The organism is Paenibacillus sp. sptzw28 (genome assembly GCF_019550795.1).
Lineage (GTDB): Bacteria > Bacillota > Bacilli > Paenibacillales > Paenibacillaceae > Paenibacillus_Z.
The window spans coordinates 2,788,659-2,804,715 of the sequence record NZ_CP080545.1; the positions used below are offsets into that span (position 1 = coordinate 2,788,659).

15 protein-coding genes are annotated in these 16,057 nt (G+C 53.0%); 13 read left to right on the top strand and 2 right to left on the bottom strand.

Translation table 11 applies throughout. The features are described from left to right. The first annotated feature begins 49 nt into the window (after positions 1 to 49). The 12 genes from KZ483_RS12480 to KZ483_RS12535 all read left to right on the top strand — a co-directional run bounded on the left by KZ483_RS12480 (position 50) and on the right by KZ483_RS12535 (position 14,758). Entirely contained in the window at positions 50 to 1,216 is a 1,167-nt protein-coding gene (locus KZ483_RS12480) for a glucose-1-phosphate adenylyltransferase (protein ID WP_220352946.1), read from the top strand. After that, positions 1,213 to 2,325: a glucose-1-phosphate adenylyltransferase subunit GlgD gene (glgD, locus tag KZ483_RS12485; protein WP_220352948.1), complete on the top strand. Its 1,113-nt coding sequence runs from the start codon at positions 1,213 to 1,215 to the stop codon at positions 2,323 to 2,325. Before KZ483_RS12480 ends, glgD begins: the two co-directional genes overlap by 4 nt. Positions 2,326 to 2,374: 49 nt before the next feature. Next, positions 2,375 to 3,817, top strand: a complete 1,443-nt coding sequence (gene glgA, locus KZ483_RS12490) for a glycogen synthase GlgA (RefSeq protein ID WP_220352949.1) — start codon at positions 2,375 to 2,377, stop codon at positions 3,815 to 3,817. Positions 3,818 to 3,819: 2 nt separating this feature from the next. After that, a complete protein-coding gene (locus tag KZ483_RS12495) occupies positions 3,820 to 5,790 on the top strand; it encodes a glycoside hydrolase family 15 protein (protein ID WP_220352950.1) in 1,971 nt (656 codons plus the stop codon). 273 nt (positions 5,791 to 6,063) lie between these two features. Next, positions 6,064 to 7,698 (top strand): ABC transporter ATP-binding protein, encoded by a 1,635-nt coding sequence (locus KZ483_RS12500; protein ID WP_258881732.1) that lies wholly within the window; start codon positions 6,064 to 6,066, stop codon positions 7,696 to 7,698. Continuing rightward, on the top strand, positions 7,695 to 8,810 hold the full coding sequence (locus tag KZ483_RS12505; RefSeq protein ID WP_258881671.1) for an ABC transporter permease: 1,116 nt from the start codon (positions 7,695 to 7,697) through the stop codon (positions 8,808 to 8,810). Before KZ483_RS12500 ends, KZ483_RS12505 begins: the two co-directional genes overlap by 4 nt. Beyond that, a complete protein-coding gene (locus KZ483_RS12510) occupies positions 8,807 to 9,715 on the top strand; it encodes an ABC transporter permease (RefSeq protein WP_220352953.1) in 909 nt (302 codons plus the stop codon). The genes KZ483_RS12505 and KZ483_RS12510 overlap by 4 nt, the downstream gene beginning before the upstream one ends. 84 nt (positions 9,716 to 9,799) lie before the next feature. Continuing rightward, positions 9,800 to 10,993: a BMP family ABC transporter substrate-binding protein gene (locus tag KZ483_RS12515; protein ID WP_220352955.1), complete on the top strand. Its 1,194-nt coding sequence runs from the start codon at positions 9,800 to 9,802 to the stop codon at positions 10,991 to 10,993. 93 nt (positions 10,994 to 11,086) lie between these two features. Then, a complete protein-coding gene (locus KZ483_RS12520; protein WP_220352956.1) occupies positions 11,087 to 11,794 on the top strand; it encodes a biuret amidohydrolase in 708 nt (235 codons plus the stop codon). A 19-nt stretch (positions 11,795 to 11,813) separates the two neighbouring features. Then, positions 11,814 to 12,284, top strand: a complete 471-nt coding sequence (locus tag KZ483_RS12525) for a cupin domain-containing protein (protein ID WP_220352957.1) — start codon at positions 11,814 to 11,816, stop codon at positions 12,282 to 12,284. Continuing rightward, positions 12,281 to 12,970, top strand: coding sequence for a cysteine hydrolase family protein (locus KZ483_RS12530; protein ID WP_258881672.1), 690 nt, complete (start codon positions 12,281 to 12,283; stop codon positions 12,968 to 12,970). Before KZ483_RS12525 ends, KZ483_RS12530 begins: the two co-directional genes overlap by 4 nt. Before the next feature lie 21 nt (positions 12,971 to 12,991). Beyond that, a complete protein-coding gene (locus KZ483_RS12535; protein ID WP_220352958.1) occupies positions 12,992 to 14,758 on the top strand; it encodes a PucR family transcriptional regulator in 1,767 nt (588 codons plus the stop codon). Positions 14,759 to 14,850: 92 nt separating this feature from the next. Here KZ483_RS12535 and KZ483_RS12540 read toward each other — a convergent pair whose 3' ends face one another. Then, positions 14,851 to 14,988, bottom strand: coding sequence for a YjcZ family sporulation protein (locus KZ483_RS12540; protein ID WP_220352959.1), 138 nt, complete (start codon positions 14,986 to 14,988; stop codon positions 14,851 to 14,853). 422 nt (positions 14,989 to 15,410) lie between these two features. On the opposite strand from KZ483_RS12540, the gene KZ483_RS12545 reads away from it, so the two are divergent. Continuing rightward, positions 15,411 to 15,620: a hypothetical protein gene (locus KZ483_RS12545; RefSeq protein ID WP_258881673.1), complete on the top strand. Its 210-nt coding sequence runs from the start codon at positions 15,411 to 15,413 to the stop codon at positions 15,618 to 15,620. Between the two features lie 117 nt (positions 15,621 to 15,737). Here KZ483_RS12545 and KZ483_RS28490 read toward each other — a convergent pair whose 3' ends face one another. Beyond that, a complete protein-coding gene (locus KZ483_RS28490) occupies positions 15,738 to 15,827 on the bottom strand; it encodes a YjcZ family sporulation protein (protein WP_258881674.1) in 90 nt (29 codons plus the stop codon). Positions 15,828 to 16,057: the final 230 nt, after the last annotated feature.

A 16,057-nucleotide genomic window follows, 5' to 3' on the forward strand; every position in this document is an offset into this window, starting at 1 on the left:
CACTTAATTACTGCTGCGGCCTGCTGCAGTGGAAAAGGAGAGGGTGTCCATGGGCAGAAAACGAATGATAGCTATGCTTCTTGCCGGCGGTGAAGGGAAAAGACTGGGAGTGCTTACGAAGGATTTAGCCAAGCCGGCCGTCCATTTCGGCGGGAAGTACCGTATTATCGATTTTACTTTAAGCAACTGCGCTCATTCGGGCATCGACACGGTCGGCGTATTGACCCAATATCAGCCGCTTGTGCTTAACACCTATCTTGGCATCGGCAGTCCTTGGGGGCTTGACAGGCGTGACGGCGGAATGGCCATTCTTCCTCCATACGTGAAACAAAAAGGCGGCATGTGGTACAAAGGAACGGCCAATGCTATATACCAGAACATGGGGTTCATTGATCGGTTTGATCCCGATTATGTGCTTGTCATTTCAGGCGATCATATTTATAAAATGGATTACGAGCTGATGCTGCAGCAGCATGAACAGACCGGTGCCGATGTTACGATCGCGTGCATTGAGGTGGGGTGGAAGGAAGCGAGCCGTTTTGGCATCATGCAAGTCGACGATGACGGCAGAGTCACTTCGTTCGAAGAAAAACCAAAGGTGCCGACGAGCAACTTGGCCTCAATGGGAGTATATATTTTCTCCTGGCACGTACTTCAACAATATTTGATCCGCGACGAAGCAAACCGTTTATCCGGCAACGATTTCGGTAAAGACGTCATACCTGCCATGCTGCAGGATGGGGTAAAGCTGAATTCCTATACATTTAACGGCTATTGGAAAGACGTCGGCACGATAGAAAGCTTATGGGAATCGAATATGGATCTGCTTGCCGAAAAGCCTCCGCTTGATTTGAACGACCACGAATGGCGGATATACTCGGTTAACCCGAATCGGCCGGCCCATTATATAGCGTCCGGGACCGAAGTTATCAATTCGCTGATTACAGAAGGTTGTGTCGTTGAAGGCCTCGTGAAGCAATCGGTCTTATTCTACGGCGTTCAAGCCGGCATTGACAGCCGCATCGAGGAATCGGTTATTATGCCGGGCGTTAAAATCGGCAAAGGCGTTTCCATATATCGCTCCATTATCGGAGAAGGTGCAATTATCGCGGACGGCGTGACGATCGGCAGCCCGAACAGAGGTGCCGTGACGGTAATCGGAAGTGATGAATATGTTGCGACGAATCAATCGCTGCAGGAGGTGGAGCAACCATGAATTCGAACATTATCGGCGTTATTAACCTGATTCATGAATCGGATGAGCTTGAGTCGCTGACGGCGGGACGATGCTTGGCAACAGTGCCGTTCGGCGCGCGTTACCGGCTGATCGACTTTACTTTATCGAGCATGGTAAACTCCGGCATTACAAAGGTAGCCGTATTCGCTCATACCAAATACCGTTCACTGATGGATCATCTGGGCTCCGGGAAGCATTGGGATCTCCACCACAGACAAAGCGGGTTGTTTATGCTGCCGCCGATAACCGACGATGTCAATGAGGTGCGCCGCGGCGACTTGTTTCATTTCTATCAGCACCGCGACTATTTTGAGCGCAGTTCGGTGGAATATGTCGTCATAACGCGCAGTCATATGATTTGCAATATCGATTTCGACCCGATCGCCGAGGAGCACAAAGCAAGCGGAGCGGATATAACGGTTGTTTGTAAGGAGCAAAGAGATCTGCTGGACGGCAATGCGCGGAAAGTACTTATAGACGGCTCCGGGCGCATTACGGCGATGCAGGATCATTACGGCCGGATGGACAGCGATATCGTCTCGATGGAAATGTATATCATGCGCAAGGAATTGCTGCTTGAACTCGTGGAGACGTCGCTGGCGCAGGGCCAGGATCATCTTGTAAGGCACGCCATCATGTCACGTGTCGATACGCTTCATATTCAGAGCCATATGTATGAAGGCTATTTGGGCATCGTCAATACGGTTTCGAGCTATTATCAAAACAGCATGCAGCTGCTGTGCCCCAATGTTTGGAGGAGTTTGTTCTTTGAGCCGGGGCCGATCTATACGAAGGTCAAGGATGAGCCGCCCGCCAGATATGCGGACGGGGCGAAAACAAGCAATTCACTGATAGCCAACGGCTGCATTATCGAAGGGACGGTCGTGAACAGCATATTGTTCCGTGGAGTTCATGTCCGCAGGGGCGCGGTTGTCCGTAACAGCATTGTGATGCAAAACGGCATAATCGGCGAGAACAGCAGCGTCGACCACGTCATTCTGGATAAAGACGTAACGATTGAAAGAAGCCGAGATCTTCGCGGCGGCGCATCTTCACCGTTCTTGGCGATCAAGCGTAAGGTAATATAACAGCCCCGGGATCGGGGTTCCGATAGAGAGACAGAGGTGAAATCATACAATGAAATTGTTATTTGCCACTTCGGAGGCTGTACCGCTTATCAAGACGGGGGGACTTGCGGATGTCGCCGGGTCTCTGCCCAAGGCTTTGAAGGAGCTCGGTGCCGAGGTGCGGGTTATCCTCCCCAAATATGAAGCCATTCCGGAAGCGTTCGCGAAGCAATTCGAGACAGTTGCCGTTTTTACGGTCCGCCTCGGCTGGCGCGAGCAGTATTGCGGGCTGCTCAAAGCGGAAATTGACGGAGTTGTATTCTACCTGATCGACAATGAATACTATTTCCGGCGCGGTGGATTGTATGGCTATGGCGACGATGCGGAGCGCTTCGTCTTTTTCTGCTTTGCCGTTACCGAGGCGCTCTTCCATTTGGAATTCCTTCCGGATATTATTCATTGCCATGATTGGCAGACAGGGCTTATTCCTTTTCTTCTCAAGACGCGATATGCGCATGAACCGGTTTGCCGGGATATCGCCACTGTCTACACGATACATAATCTGCGTTATCAAGGTGTGTTCGGTAAGGAGCTGCTGATGGATCTGATCGGAAGCGGCGAGGAGCTGTTCGGATCGGAGGGAATCGAATTTTACGGCGCAGGAAGCTGTATGAAAGGCGGTCTGAGCTATGCGGACAAGCTGACGACAGTTAGTCCGACATATGCGCAGGAAATCCAGACGGAAGCTTACGGAGAGAAGCTTGACGGGTTGCTGCGGTCCCGTTCCGAAGATTTGACGGGTATCGTCAATGGAATAGACACCGACTCATTTGACCCGATGCATGATCCGGCAGTGAAGGTGCCGTATCGCGGCTCGCTTCCGCGTAAACGCAAGAACAAGCTGGCGCTGCAGCGTGAGCTTGGTCTTGCCGAATCGGATGCCACACCGCTTATCGGCATCGTGTCGCGCCTTGTGGACCAGAAAGGATTGGATCTGATCCAGGCCGTGCTTGAGCCTATGCTTAAGGAAGGAGTACAGCTGGCCGTACTCGGGGCAGGCGATTGGCACTATGAACAAATGTTTCGCCGCGCAGCAGCAGAGCGGCCGGGCCAGGTTGCGGTTTGGTTCGGCTTCAATGACGGTCTCGCAAGGAGGATATATGCGGCGAGCGATATGTACCTTATGCCGTCTCAATTCGAACCGTGCGGTTTGAGCCAGCTTATTGCGCTGCGTTATCGTTCTGTGCCGATCGTGAGGGAAACCGGCGGACTGAAGGATACGGTTAAGGCCTTCAACGAGTTCACAGGAGAAGGAAACGGGTTCAGCTTTACCAATTACAACGCTCAAGACCTGCTATTCACCATACGCAGAGCGCTCACGTTTTACAACGACGAGCAGGCATGGCAGAAGATCGTCGCCAATGGCGCGAAAGATGATTGCAGCTGGAAGCAATCCGCGAAATCGTACATGGAACTTTATGGCGAACTTCTGCTGAATCGAAAGGAGACATAACCATGGCCCGTCATCTCGTAATCGGCAACGGCAAGCTGCTTGTCAACCTGGATAAAAACTGTTATATCCGCGACATCTATTATCCCTATGTGGGACAGCTTAATCACGTCGGGGGGCAGTACTGCAGGTTCGGCATTTGGGTCGGCGGTCAATTCTCCTGGCTGGAGGAACCGGAGTGGAAATTCGAGCTCGGGTACATTGAGGATTCCCTTGTCACGAATGTAATCGCGAAGAACGAGCGGCTTAATGTCGAGCTGCATATGAACGACGGTATTCACCAGCGCGAATGTATTTATATCAAGCGTGTCGTAGTCCGCAACAAATCGTCCGAGCCCCGGGAGTTTCGTCTGTTCTTCCATCAGGATCTGATGATAGACGGCTCGGAGGTCGGGGATACAGCGGCTTATTATCCCGATAATCATACGATGTTTCACTATAAGCGTTCCTCTTATTTCATGTTTAACGGCTTCTCGGACGAAGGCGGAATGATGCAGTATACAACCGGCATCAAGCGGTTTCACTCTGCCGAAGGAACTTGGCGGGACGCCGAAGACGGAATTCTGATGGGAAACTCGATCTCTCAGGGCTCGGTGGACAGTACGATGAGCTTTCGGACCGTGGTACCGGGCGGCGGCGAGAAAACCGTGTATTACTGGATGTCCATCGGCAAGAATCTCGAGGAAGTCAAAGAACTGAACCAATATGTCCAGGAAAGCCATCCGGAGAAACTGCTCAGCCGGATCGTCATCTACTGGAAGCATTGGCTCCACAGGGCGGAGGTCAATTTGGGCGATCTTCCGCCTGAAGTGTCCCGCATGTTCAGACTGAGTCTGCTCATCGTGCGCACGCAGACGGATGAACGCGGGGCGATCGTCGCAGCCAACGATACGGATATTCTGCAGTACAACCGGGATCATTACAGTTATATGTGGCCGCGCGACGGCGCTCTGATTGCCGATGCGATGTCCGCTGCCGGATTCCAGAGCGTTATATCGCCGTTCTTCCAATTTTGCGCCCAGACGCTTTCGCCGGACGGTTATTTATTTCACAAGTATAATCCGGACGGCACGGTCGGCTCGAGCTGGCATCCCTATATCGTGCAGGGAAGCCGAAGGCTGCCGATCCAGGAGGACGAGACGGCGCTCGTGCTGTTCGCGCTTTGGAAGGATTATATGCGCAATCAGGTGATTGAGCTTCCTCAGTCGTTATATAACAATTTGATACGCAAAGGCGCAGCGTTCTTGAGCCAATATATGGAGCATTCGCTGTCCCTGCCCAAGCCGAGCTATGATCTGTGGGAAGAACGGTACGGTATTTGGACGTATACGGTGGCTTCCGTGTACGGAGGATTGATGGCGGGGGCGTACTTTACCGAATTGTTCGGCGATTACGAGCGGAGCGATCATCTGCGCAACACCGCCCAAGCGATCAAACACGGGATGCTGACACATCTGTGGGATGAGGAATCGGGCCGGTTTGCCCGGGGGCTAATCCAGAAGGACAATCGTTGGGTGAAAGACATGACGCTGGAGAGCAGCCTGTTCGGCATTTGGGAGTTCGGCGTTCTGCCTGTTGAAGACCCCCGCGTCATTAGTACGATGAGTGCGATCAAGACAGGACTGTCGATCCGCAACGGCGTAGGCGGAGCCGCCCGTTACACGAACGACTACTATTTCCAGCAATCCGGCGATATCGAGAATATTCCGGGCAACCCATGGATCATTTGTACCCTTTGGGTAGCGAATTTCGAGATCGAATCCGCTCAAAGCCTGAAGGATTTGGAAGGTCCGCGCCAGACGATGGAATGGGTCGTGAAGCACGCATTGTCGAGCGGACTTCTACCCGAGCAGATACATCCTCTTGACGGCAGTCCGTTATCTGTCGCACCGCTGACATGGTCCCATGCGACGTTTATCCATTCAGTGAGCCGGTATGCGGCAAAATATGCAGAGCTCTCCGCAATTAAGGCATAAATATAAAAAAAAGCTGCACTCTCGCTTCATCGTAATTCGATGAAAGCGGCGGTGCAGCTTTTTTGTTTTGATATTCAATTATTTATTGAATAAAATATATTACATATGAAGTTAATTAAATGTAATGAATGTAAAGCTTTTATTATGATTCACTAAGAAACAACGCTAAAGTTTGTTGAATATCAATAGAGACATTCATCTTCACGTAAGATATTATTAAAAGCAAGAAGAATACTGCGACTGTATGTTAGGTTAAATAACATAAAGGTTGTGATGACGGTGAAACAGGATATGAGCAGGGCGGTACAGTCTTCGTCGGAGGAAACAGGCCCCATGCCATTGCTCCAGGTGGTTGGGGTGACCAAGAGGTTCGGTTCTTTAGCTGCAAATAACCGGATCAGCATGAATATTTACAGCGGTGAAATTCATGCCATACTTGGCGAGAACGGCGCAGGCAAGAGCACTCTGATGAAAATGCTGTACGGTCTTTACCCTCCTGACGAGGGGGAAATCTTTATCGAAGGAGCGCCGGCGGCGTTATTTCCTCCATCGAAAGCGAAATTGCTTGGAGTGAGAATGGTGTTCCAGGATTTCCGTCTCGTACCCTCACTCACCGTCGTCGAGAATATGGCTCTTGCCGTTGGGCGGGGACTGTTCACGCTTGGATTGAAAACACTTAGTGAACGAATCACAGCGATCTCCGGACAATATGGACTGGATGTGAATCCGGATGCTTTTGTGTGGCGGCTTGACCTTGGGCAGCGTCAACGTGTAGAAATCGTTAAAGCGCTGCTGGGGAATGATGCGAGATTGCTCATCTTCGATGAGCCGACAAGTGTACTGACTCCCGGTGAAGTGACCTCCTTTCTCGATTTACTGCGCAAGCTGCGTGACGACGGTTTCGCGATTTTGCTTATAACTCATAAAATAGGCGAGGTTGCTGCATGCGCGGACCGGGTGACGGTGCTGCGGGAAGGGGGAGTAACCTATACCGGCACGCGGGAAAACGGATTGGATGAAATGTCTCTTGTAGCGATGATGCTGCGAGATGATGAAAGTCGAACGATACCGACAGCTGACGGCGCACTTGCGGCTCGGGATGCTGCGGCCATGAATCAAGCCGGAGAAATTAAGAACAAATCCGCTCACTTCGGTGCAGGCGAGCCGGTTTTGCGCACGATTGGATTATCGGTGCGGGATGACCACGGCCGCGTTATATTCAGGGACCTTAATCTATCACTCTACAGCCATACAATCATTGGTGTGGCTGGAATATCCGGCAATGGGCAGCGGGAGTTGGCCGAGACTCTCGTCGGTCTGCGGCAGTCTTTCAGCGGTAAGATCACAAGCGGCGAACGCGATTTAACCGGCAAGCAGCCCGGGGAGTTTCTGAAGGCGAGAGTCGGCTTTGTCAGTGAAGATCCTATCCGCGATTCGATTGTTGCAGGCTTCTCCGTACTGGAGCATATGACGCTTGGCGGGCTGCCTCTCGTGCCGCGCGGCGCCGGAATCGATTGGCGGGAAATACGGCGTTCGTTTGAGGAATCAGAGTCTGTCCGAAAGCTGGGGGTCGCCGGACCGGAACGGTATGCGAAACGGCTTTCAGGCGGAAACATCCAGCGGATGGTGCTGGCAAGAGCGCTTATTGCAAAGCCGAAGGCGATGGTCGTGAGCTATCCGAGCCGGGGGCTCGACATCGGGACGACAAGGCGCATCCAGTCAATGCTGAGGCAGTTTGCCGATGAAGGAGCGGCCATTCTGCTCATCTCCGAGGAGCTTAACGAGCTATTTCGCTTGTCTGACCGGATAGTCGTGCTGAATGAAGGCAGGCTGTATGGTCCTTATGATCCGGTGGCAGTCGATATGCAGACAATAGGTACGATTATGCTCAAGGGGGAAAGCGCATGAACCATGCCGCTCCAATGAGTGAACCGCCCCATGAGCCGGTTGACGATATTCGGCAGGGCGCTGCTGCTGCGGCTTTAGAGGCATCATCTAATGTGCCGTTTTGGCGCAAAACGCTGCCGAACGTTCATATCGGACTTGCGATTGTCGGTCCGTTTATACTGTTCGCCCTCTTTCTGCTCCTCGTGGGAGCAAATCCTTTAGAGATTTATATAACTATGATACGTTCAAGCTTTGGTGACAGCTACGGTTTTGGCGAGGTTGTAGTGAAAACAACGCCGATTCTGCTGACGGCTCTGGCGACCGCGCTGCCGGCCAGAGCCGGACTCGTCAATGTCGGCGGCGAAGGCCAACTTGCCATCGGCGCATTGACCACAACCTTCGCTGCGCTTTATGCAGTGAGCGGATGGCCCGCTTATGCCGGGCTGCCGATGCTGGCTATCGCCGGTGCGGCAGGAGGGGCGTTATGGGCGGGAGTAGCCGCAGGACTTCGCCATTATGGCCGCATGAATGAGACGATTACCACATTGCTGCTGAATTATATCGCATTTTACACGGTAGGTTATTTCGTGCATGGTATCCTCAAAGACCCGGCATCATTCAACTGGCCTTTTTCTCCGCAAATCGACGACTCGTTAAGACTGCCGGTCGTTACGGGAACTCGGATTCACCTGGGAGTGGTCATAGCGCTTGCGCTGGCTGTATTTATCTGGTGGCTGCTCACCCGAACAAGGTTTGGATATCGTCTCAAGACGGTAGGCGGCAATTCGGTGGCCGCCAGACTCGCGGGAATTCCGGCGGAGCGGATGCAGGTGTTAGTTCTACTGGCAGCCGGAGCACTTGCCGGCCTGGCGGGTATGATCGAGATAACCGGAATAGAAGGGCGGCTTCGCCCGTCAACAGGCGTGAATTACGGATATCTCGGCTTTCTTGCCGCATGGATGGCATGGAATCAGCCGCTCTGGATAATTGGAACGGCCCTCATTATAGGAGCGACATCGGTTGCCGGCAATGCACTTGAGATGACAAGCGGGCTTCCTTCCTCAGCCATGCATATCTTTATGGCGATTATTCTGATCTCGATTCTGGCGTTTGGAAGGGGGCGCGCGAAATGATCGCGGACATATTGACCGGCGCTCTCAGGTCCGGCACATCCGTTCTGTATGCAAGCATGGGTGAGCTCATTTCGGAGCGGGCAGGCGTAATCAACCTCGGCACGGAAGGGGCTATGGTAGCAGGGGCTCTCGGAGGCTTCGCCGTCACCGTCTGGACCGGTAATCCCTGGATCGGCGCGCTTGGCGGAGGTATATGCGGCGGATTGATTTCTCTCATGCACGCATTTCTCGTTATCTCGCGCAATGCGAATCAGCTTGCCTCAGGGCTCACGCTCATGTTTCTCGGTCTCGGCTTGACCGCTTTCTTTGGCCGCTCGTTCGTAAGCGCGTCAATCGTGGGATTTAATACGGTGGAAATACCGCTTCTCTCCGATATCCCTTGGATAGGTCCGATCCTCTTTAAACACGACCCTTTGACATACGTATCTTATCTGCTCGTGCCGGGCGTTTGGCTGTTATTGCACCGGACTCGAATCGGCGTTATCCTTCGCGCGGTCGGAGAACGCGATGAAGTCGTATACGCATACGGTATATCGCCGGTGCTTATCCGATATCTGGCTGTTATTTCCGGAGGATTTCTTGCCGGAGTTGGCGGTACCCAGCTTTCCGTCGCCTTCACCCATTCATGGGTGGAAGGTATGACCAGCGGCAGGGGCATTGTCGCCGCGGCGCTCGTCATCTTTGCTTCCTGGCGCCCGTTTCGCGCCATGCTCGGCGCATATTTGTTCGGCGGAGCGCAGGCGCTCCAGCTGGTGCTGCAAAGCCGTGGGGTGGATGTGTCCCCCTTCCTGCTATTCATGCTTCCTTATGTGCTGACACTGGCGGCCCTGTTTCTGGTCGAACGAAGGCAGCGGGGGCGAATGCCGGAGGGGCTCAGTAAAGTGTTTACGGGAGCAACCGGTTAAACCGTCGTCCATCGCTCATTAGCCTAGCGCTGGGCAGCGAGCGTTGCGAACATATAGACAGGTTCACTTGGGGAGGGTTTGGAGATGGAAGGTTTAAGAAGATGGATAGCGAAAAGCGGCTTTGTGCTGGGTGCAATCGTGCTGATCCTGCTTTCGGCCTGCTCGCAGGGCGGTGGGACCGGTAATAAACCCGTCGAGACTTCAACGGCATCGGCAGGCAGCGATAAAAGCGCGGGGAATTCCGGCAACGCACCAGGAACCGGCGGTTCGGCGGTTGGCTTCTTATTTGTCGGCGCCAAGGACGATTACGGCTATAATCAAGCCGCTTACCTGGGCAGCGAAGGTGTAGCCAAGGCGTTTCCCGATATGAAAATACTTCGTTCCGAGAATGTTCCGGAAACCGCGGAAGCCGGGCGTGTAATGGAGGAAATGATCCGCCAGGGGGCTAAAATAATTTTTCCGACCTCGTACGGCCATCTCGACCCGGCGCTGGAAGTGGCGAAGAATCATCCGGATGTCGTCTTCTTCCACCAAGGCGGTCTAAAGACATCGGATAATCTCGGTACCTACTTCGGAACGATTTACGAGCCGGTCTACCTTGCAGGCATTGCGGCGGGGAAAATGTCCAAATCAGGCAAACTCGGCTATATTGTCTCGGTACCCATTCCGCAAGTGCTGCTTAACGTCAACGCATTCACGCTTGGCGCCCGTTCGGTAAATCCGAAGGCGACGACAACCGTTACATTCACAGGAAGCTGGTGCGATCCGGGCCAGCAAGCGAACGCTGCAAACAGCTTGATCGACAGCGGTGTGGATGTTCTAACTCAGCATCAGGACTGCACGAAAACCGTCATCGAGACGGCGGAACGCAGAGGCGTCATGACCGTCGGCTACCATGCGGATGCTTCCTCTCTCGCGCCCAAAGGCTGGATTGTCGGCTCGGTCTGGAATTGGTCTAAGCTCTACGAGGACATGGTAAAAACGGCTGTAGACGGCAAATTCAAGGGAAGCGTTTACGACGGGAAGTACCGGGGCGGTTTAAAGGACGACATCGTGCAGCTTACCGCCTTTGGTGAAGCCGTGCCCGAGGATGTTCGCAAATACGTACTGGACAAAAAGCAGGAAATATTGAACGGCAAGCTGCACCCGTTTGCCGGACCTGTCAAAGATCAAAAGGGAAATGTGAAAATACCGGACAGATCGGTGCCGAAAGAGGACGATCTGGAAGCGACCAACTATCTTGTCGAAGGTGTTATCGGCAGCATTCCCGGCCAATAAGATGAGCCGTAATGACGAAATATTGCGGCGGCGGCCGGCATGGAACGGCTCGCCGCCTCTTCTTGGAACGTTATTGAAAGGAAGGTGCAAACCATGCCTACTGTGAATGCCGAACCTTACAATTGGCCTTATGACGGTTCGTTCTCTCCCGAGACGACCGCTCTTGTCATCATCGATATGCAGATTGATTTTTGCGGAGCCGGCGGCTATGTCGACCTTATGGGATATGACATTTCATTAACCGCGAGAGCGATAGCCCCCATTCGCTCGCTGCTGAATGAGGCGCGGGCGGTTCCGGGCTTTACGGTCATTCATACGCGTGAAGGCCATCGTCCGGACCTCTCGGATTTGCCGGCGAACAAAAGATGGCGGAGTGCCGGTATCGGCGCCGAAATCGGTTCGCCGGGTCCGCTCGGACGGATCCTGGTCCGGGGTGAAGCAGGCTGGGATATTATCGATGAGTTGAAGCCGATGCCGAGCGAAATCGTGATTGACAAACCGGGAAAAGGTTGTTTCTATGCGACGGATTTGGATTTACTGCTGAGAACACGCGGCATTCGGAATCTGATACTGACTGGTATTACGACCGATGTTTGCGTGCATACCACGATGCGCGAGGCCAACGACCGCGGCTATGAATGCGTCATTCTGGAAGATTGTACCGGCGCGACGGATAAGAATAATCACGATGCAGCGCTCCGGATGGTTACGATGCAGGGCGGCGTATTTGGTTCCGTATCGGATTCATTGAAGGTGATTGAAGCGATGAGGCAATGGACTATGGAGAAGACAGCAAATTAGCGAAGGAGAGAGAAAACCGATGAATCGGGACAGGGCAAATGCGACAAGCGTGAAAACAAGCGAGGCGATCGAGTGGGCTCCGATTACCGAGCACGTAGGTCTTTATCATAAGGAGATTGTAACGGCCGAGGAAGCCGATGCCCTTGGTATCAGGGCGAGCTCGGTACTGTGGGAACGAATTAACGTCGGCGGCGCAGTGCTTCCGCATTATCATGACGTCGCGGAGATCATTCATATCACCGTAGGTAAAGTAAAGCTGCTATGTAATGGCCAGTGGCAATCCTACAAAGCGGGCGACACCTTCCATGTACCCGCAGGCGTCGTCCACTCGGTCCGCAACGATGATGTTCTTCCAACGGAACAGGTGAGCATCTTTCTGCCGGCTTCGGCTGACATTCCCCCCAACCGTTTTTTTGAAACGACAAAGGTGGACTGCGAGGGAATTGTTGCGAAAGAGTCTGAAGGTGCTGACGGAGGGTCGGTAAAGTGAGCGGCCCGGTACAAGGGGTGAGAAAATCGATCGACGCCGTTCCCTATACTTTCACATTCGAGCCTGCTCGCACGGCTCTGCTCGTGATTGATATGCAGAACGATTTCTGCGCCCCGGGCGGCTTCGGCGAGAGGCTAGGCAATGATATAGCCCCGGCGAGGGCCATCATTCCCCATATTGATGCCCTTCTCGGTAAATTCCGGATGCTGCGGCTGCCGGTCGTACATACACGGGAAGGTCATCTTCCCGATTTATCGGACTGTCCGCCGAATAAGCTTGAGCGCAGCCGCAAAGGCGGGGCGGGGATCGGCAGCGAAGGGCCGATGGGCCGTCTGCTCATCCGCGGGGAGCGGGGTCACGCTATCATCCCTGAACTAGCGCCGCTCCCCGGCGAATGGGTCATCGACAAGCCCGGAAAAGGCGCGTTTTGGCGCACGGATTTGGACGCATTGCTCCGGTCATTGGATATTCAATCTTTAATCGTGACAGGCGTCACGACCCATGTATGCGTTCATACAACAATCAGAGAGGCAAACGATCGCGGGTTTGATTGCCTGCTTGTGGAGGATGCGGCGGCAGCGTACGATCTGCGGGATCACGAGGCGGCGGTCCGAATGACGGTTCAGCAGGGGGGGATTTTCGGATTTGCCGCGTCGACTAATAACGTACTTCATGGCTTGGCATAAGCAGAGGAAGGTGGAGCGTTCATGGCAGAAGTCATTAAGATCGGTTTGAAAGCTAACAAAACCAGGCGAAATATACGGGATGAAAACAAATCGGATATCGATTCCGCTCCGGGTTTGACACAAGAGCCGGCAGCCGGCATTATGCCTGACGCGCCTGTCTTTACCGTGGCGGAGCTGCTTGCGATGCCGCATTTTCACGAAGCGCGGCTGCTCGCCGGCAAATCCGGCTTGAAGAAGAGCGTCAGCCGGGTCAATGTAATGGAGGTGCCGGATATTTTGAACTGGGTGCGCCCGGGTGAACTGCTTATGACGACCGGTTATCCGTTCCGCGATAAGCCGGATTTGTTCCGCCAGCTTATTCCGGACCTTGTCGAACGGGGCGTCTCCGCACTTGGAATAAAGACAAAGCGGTTCCTGGGCCGGATTCCGGAGGAAGCTGTTGAAGCTGCGGAGCGACACGGTCTTCCGCTCATTGAGCTTCCGCCGGGCACAGTATTCTCCGATGTTGTCAGGGAAGTTATGGAGCGGGTTTTAGTGCATGAATCCACCCACCTGGTCATCCTTCAGAACCGAATACAAACCATGAGCCGTCTCCTTCTTGAAGGGGGCGGCCTGCATGCGTTTCTGGATATGCTGGAGCGGATGCTCGGAAACCCGGTAGCTGTTATACGCCCTGGAGAAGCATCTCGTTTCTCGGGAGCTATCAGAGGCCGGCCCGGCCCGGATGAAGCGGATTTTGAACACCTTTTAAGCTATGCCTCCATCGGTTCTACCCAGGGACTTGGTTTTCGGTACCTCGATTCGCCAATGAATGATGAGAACGAACCGGTGAACGGGTCCTTCAAACGGCAGCCGATTAAAATGTATGCTGCGGATATCCCCATGCCGCGCAAACGTTCGGCGCTGCTCGTTCTGCTCGAACGAGGCAAAGATATCACGCCGGTCGACGCCTTGACGATTGACCGCATGAGCCCGCTGGCGGGGCTGGAATTAATGAACGCCGAAGCGGTAAGAGATGTGGAAGGAAAGTATGTAGAGCAGTTTACCGAGGACTGGCTTGCCGGAAAACTGCTTACGGCGGATGACGTGATGCTTCGTGCCGATGTTTGCGGCTGTAAGATCATCCCCGATATTCCGCTTCTGGCGGCGGTTGTCAGTTGGGATGGCGCTCCCAAACCGGTGGGCCATCTCCGTCAAATGGCCGGAGCGATCCGCAGCGAACGGTTTTATCGGCGGGAATTTGTATTAGCCGCTGTACATGAGAGTGAACTGATCATCATCTTTCAGGCGAATCCGAAGGCTGATACCGCTTTCCTCACTGAACTCCGCGCCATTTGCGGTCCGTCGCTGCAATCGCTCTATATTGGCCGGAGCGGGTCCGGACCGGAGCATATTTCTACAAGCTTCGTTGAGGCAAAGCGAACCCGGCAGGCCGCCGATATATGCAGGCTGCGGAAGGAACTTGTTCACTACGATGAGCTCGGCATTTACAGCATGCTGTATCTGATTCCGCGTGGCGAGGAGTGGGAGGCGGTCCTTGAGCGCTTCATAGACCCGCTTCTTGCCAGCGATCGGAAGGGCGGACGCATGGTTGAGACGCTTCAAGCTTTTTTCCGCTGCAACGGCAATATGCGGCTGACTTCCGAAACGTTGTTTACGCATTATAATACGATCGTTTATCGCCTGGAAAAAGCCAAACAGCTGCTCGGTGTCGATTTGGACGATCCCGAAGTACGGCTGCAGCTGCAGCTCGCTCTCAAAATGCATCAAATGCGCAATGTCCCATAGCTGACGGCCTCGAAAACCGGCTTGTCCGGCCTGCTATTCAAAAAATCAGCCCTGCCGAACGGCAGGGCTGATTTTGGTTATAGTTTGTCAACTTAGAATACGCCGGCACGAAGAATGATAACCAGCAAGATGTAGAGTACAAGAATGACGCCTGTGCTGGTCCAGAAGCCTGCGCCTATCGGTCCGCAGGGTCCGCAGCCTGCACCGCCTACGCCTGGTAGGTATCCCACTGTGCATACCTCCTGAGTTCTTGATTTTATTTGTGATTGTCATATCACACTGTTAATGTATGACAAAGCTATTAATTAGATTGGACGTTTGTACCGGGTCCATATGTAATTGAGCATTACGCCCATCTGCAGTCGGCCGCGGTGCCCGCGGGGATTCGCCTTCCGGATCATCAGCCCGTAAGCGCACGTCCGGCAAAGGAGCCATTAGGCGATCGTATATTATAATCGCGTCTTCCGAGGATCAATTGTCACGAATTTGTCCGAACTTTCAAGGACAAGCAGTGGTTATAATTCAGGAGAATCGATTATAATGAAGGAAGAATTGGCTGTCGCGACTATGCAGGCGGCATGGAAGCGGCCCGGCAAAGTATGAAGGAAACTTCGTGCTTTCATATATTTGAAGTAAAGACTTAAATAAAGGGGTGTTAAATTTGACGGTTGACGATATCAGCACGATTTCCGCAGACCTGTTCATCACAGGTGCAATATTTATACTGCTTATTTTCTCGCTGCTTAGCTTTGGGATTCTTAAGATGTTCCAACAGAAAAACCGCGCAGGCTGGTACAGCTTTGTAGGCGCAGTTCTGAGCGGGGTCGCATTCGGGCTCATCCTGAAACAATGGTTCCTGTAGGGACGCATATTAATATTCGGAAGAGGAGTCGTCAATCTGACGGCTCTTTTTTTTTTAACCGTTTGGCGTAAAAAGATGAAGGACCACCCGGACTCTCATCCGGATGGTCAATGAAGATTATAGAAACATAGCACGGCTAACGATGACGAGCAGAATGAAAAGAACCAAAATAACTCCTGCACTGGTAAAGCAGCCTGGATATGACATGTACGTCACACTCCTTTCAAATCAAAATGCTGGGCATAGCGCATGGAATTGTTTCGGGGGATAAGTTGAATCCTGGGGAAAGGCAGCGAAGACTATGCTTGTTTTGCTATGCCTCACATTGTATGAATGCGGGGGGTGGGATGATTGTGCCGTTGTCCCTCCAATGAGATTGCCTACCTTCGTGTCGGGCAAATTTTTTTGTGTATTTCGCTGTTTTTTTTGTATATACA

Bases quoted from the DNA above. Each gene is read 5' to 3' on its own strand.
- KZ483_RS12480 (WP_220352946.1), top strand. From the start codon at position 50: ATGGGCAGAAAACGAATGATAGCTATGCTTCTTGCCGGCGGTGAAGGG.
- glgD (WP_220352948.1), top strand. From the start codon at position 1,213: ATGAATTCGAACATTATCGGCGTTATTAACCTGATTCATGAATCGGAT.
- glgA (WP_220352949.1), top strand. From the start codon at position 2,375: ATGAAATTGTTATTTGCCACTTCGGAGGCTGTACCGCTTATCAAGACG.
- KZ483_RS12495 (WP_220352950.1), top strand. From the start codon at position 3,820: ATGGCCCGTCATCTCGTAATCGGCAACGGCAAGCTGCTTGTCAACCTG.
- KZ483_RS12500 (WP_258881732.1), top strand. From the start codon at position 6,064: ATGACGGTGAAACAGGATATGAGCAGGGCGGTACAGTCTTCGTCGGAG.
- KZ483_RS12505 (WP_258881671.1), top strand. From the start codon at position 7,695: ATGAACCATGCCGCTCCAATGAGTGAACCGCCCCATGAGCCGGTTGAC.
- KZ483_RS12510 (WP_220352953.1), top strand. From the start codon at position 8,807: ATGATCGCGGACATATTGACCGGCGCTCTCAGGTCCGGCACATCCGTT.
- KZ483_RS12515 (WP_220352955.1), top strand. From the start codon at position 9,800: ATGGAAGGTTTAAGAAGATGGATAGCGAAAAGCGGCTTTGTGCTGGGT.
- KZ483_RS12520 (WP_220352956.1), top strand. From the start codon at position 11,087: ATGCCTACTGTGAATGCCGAACCTTACAATTGGCCTTATGACGGTTCG.
- KZ483_RS12525 (WP_220352957.1), top strand. From the start codon at position 11,814: ATGAATCGGGACAGGGCAAATGCGACAAGCGTGAAAACAAGCGAGGCG.
- KZ483_RS12535 (WP_220352958.1), top strand. From the start codon at position 12,992: ATGGCAGAAGTCATTAAGATCGGTTTGAAAGCTAACAAAACCAGGCGA.
- KZ483_RS28490 (WP_258881674.1), bottom strand. From the start codon at position 15,827: ATGTCATATCCAGGCTGCTTTACCAGTGCAGGAGTTATTTTGGTTCTT.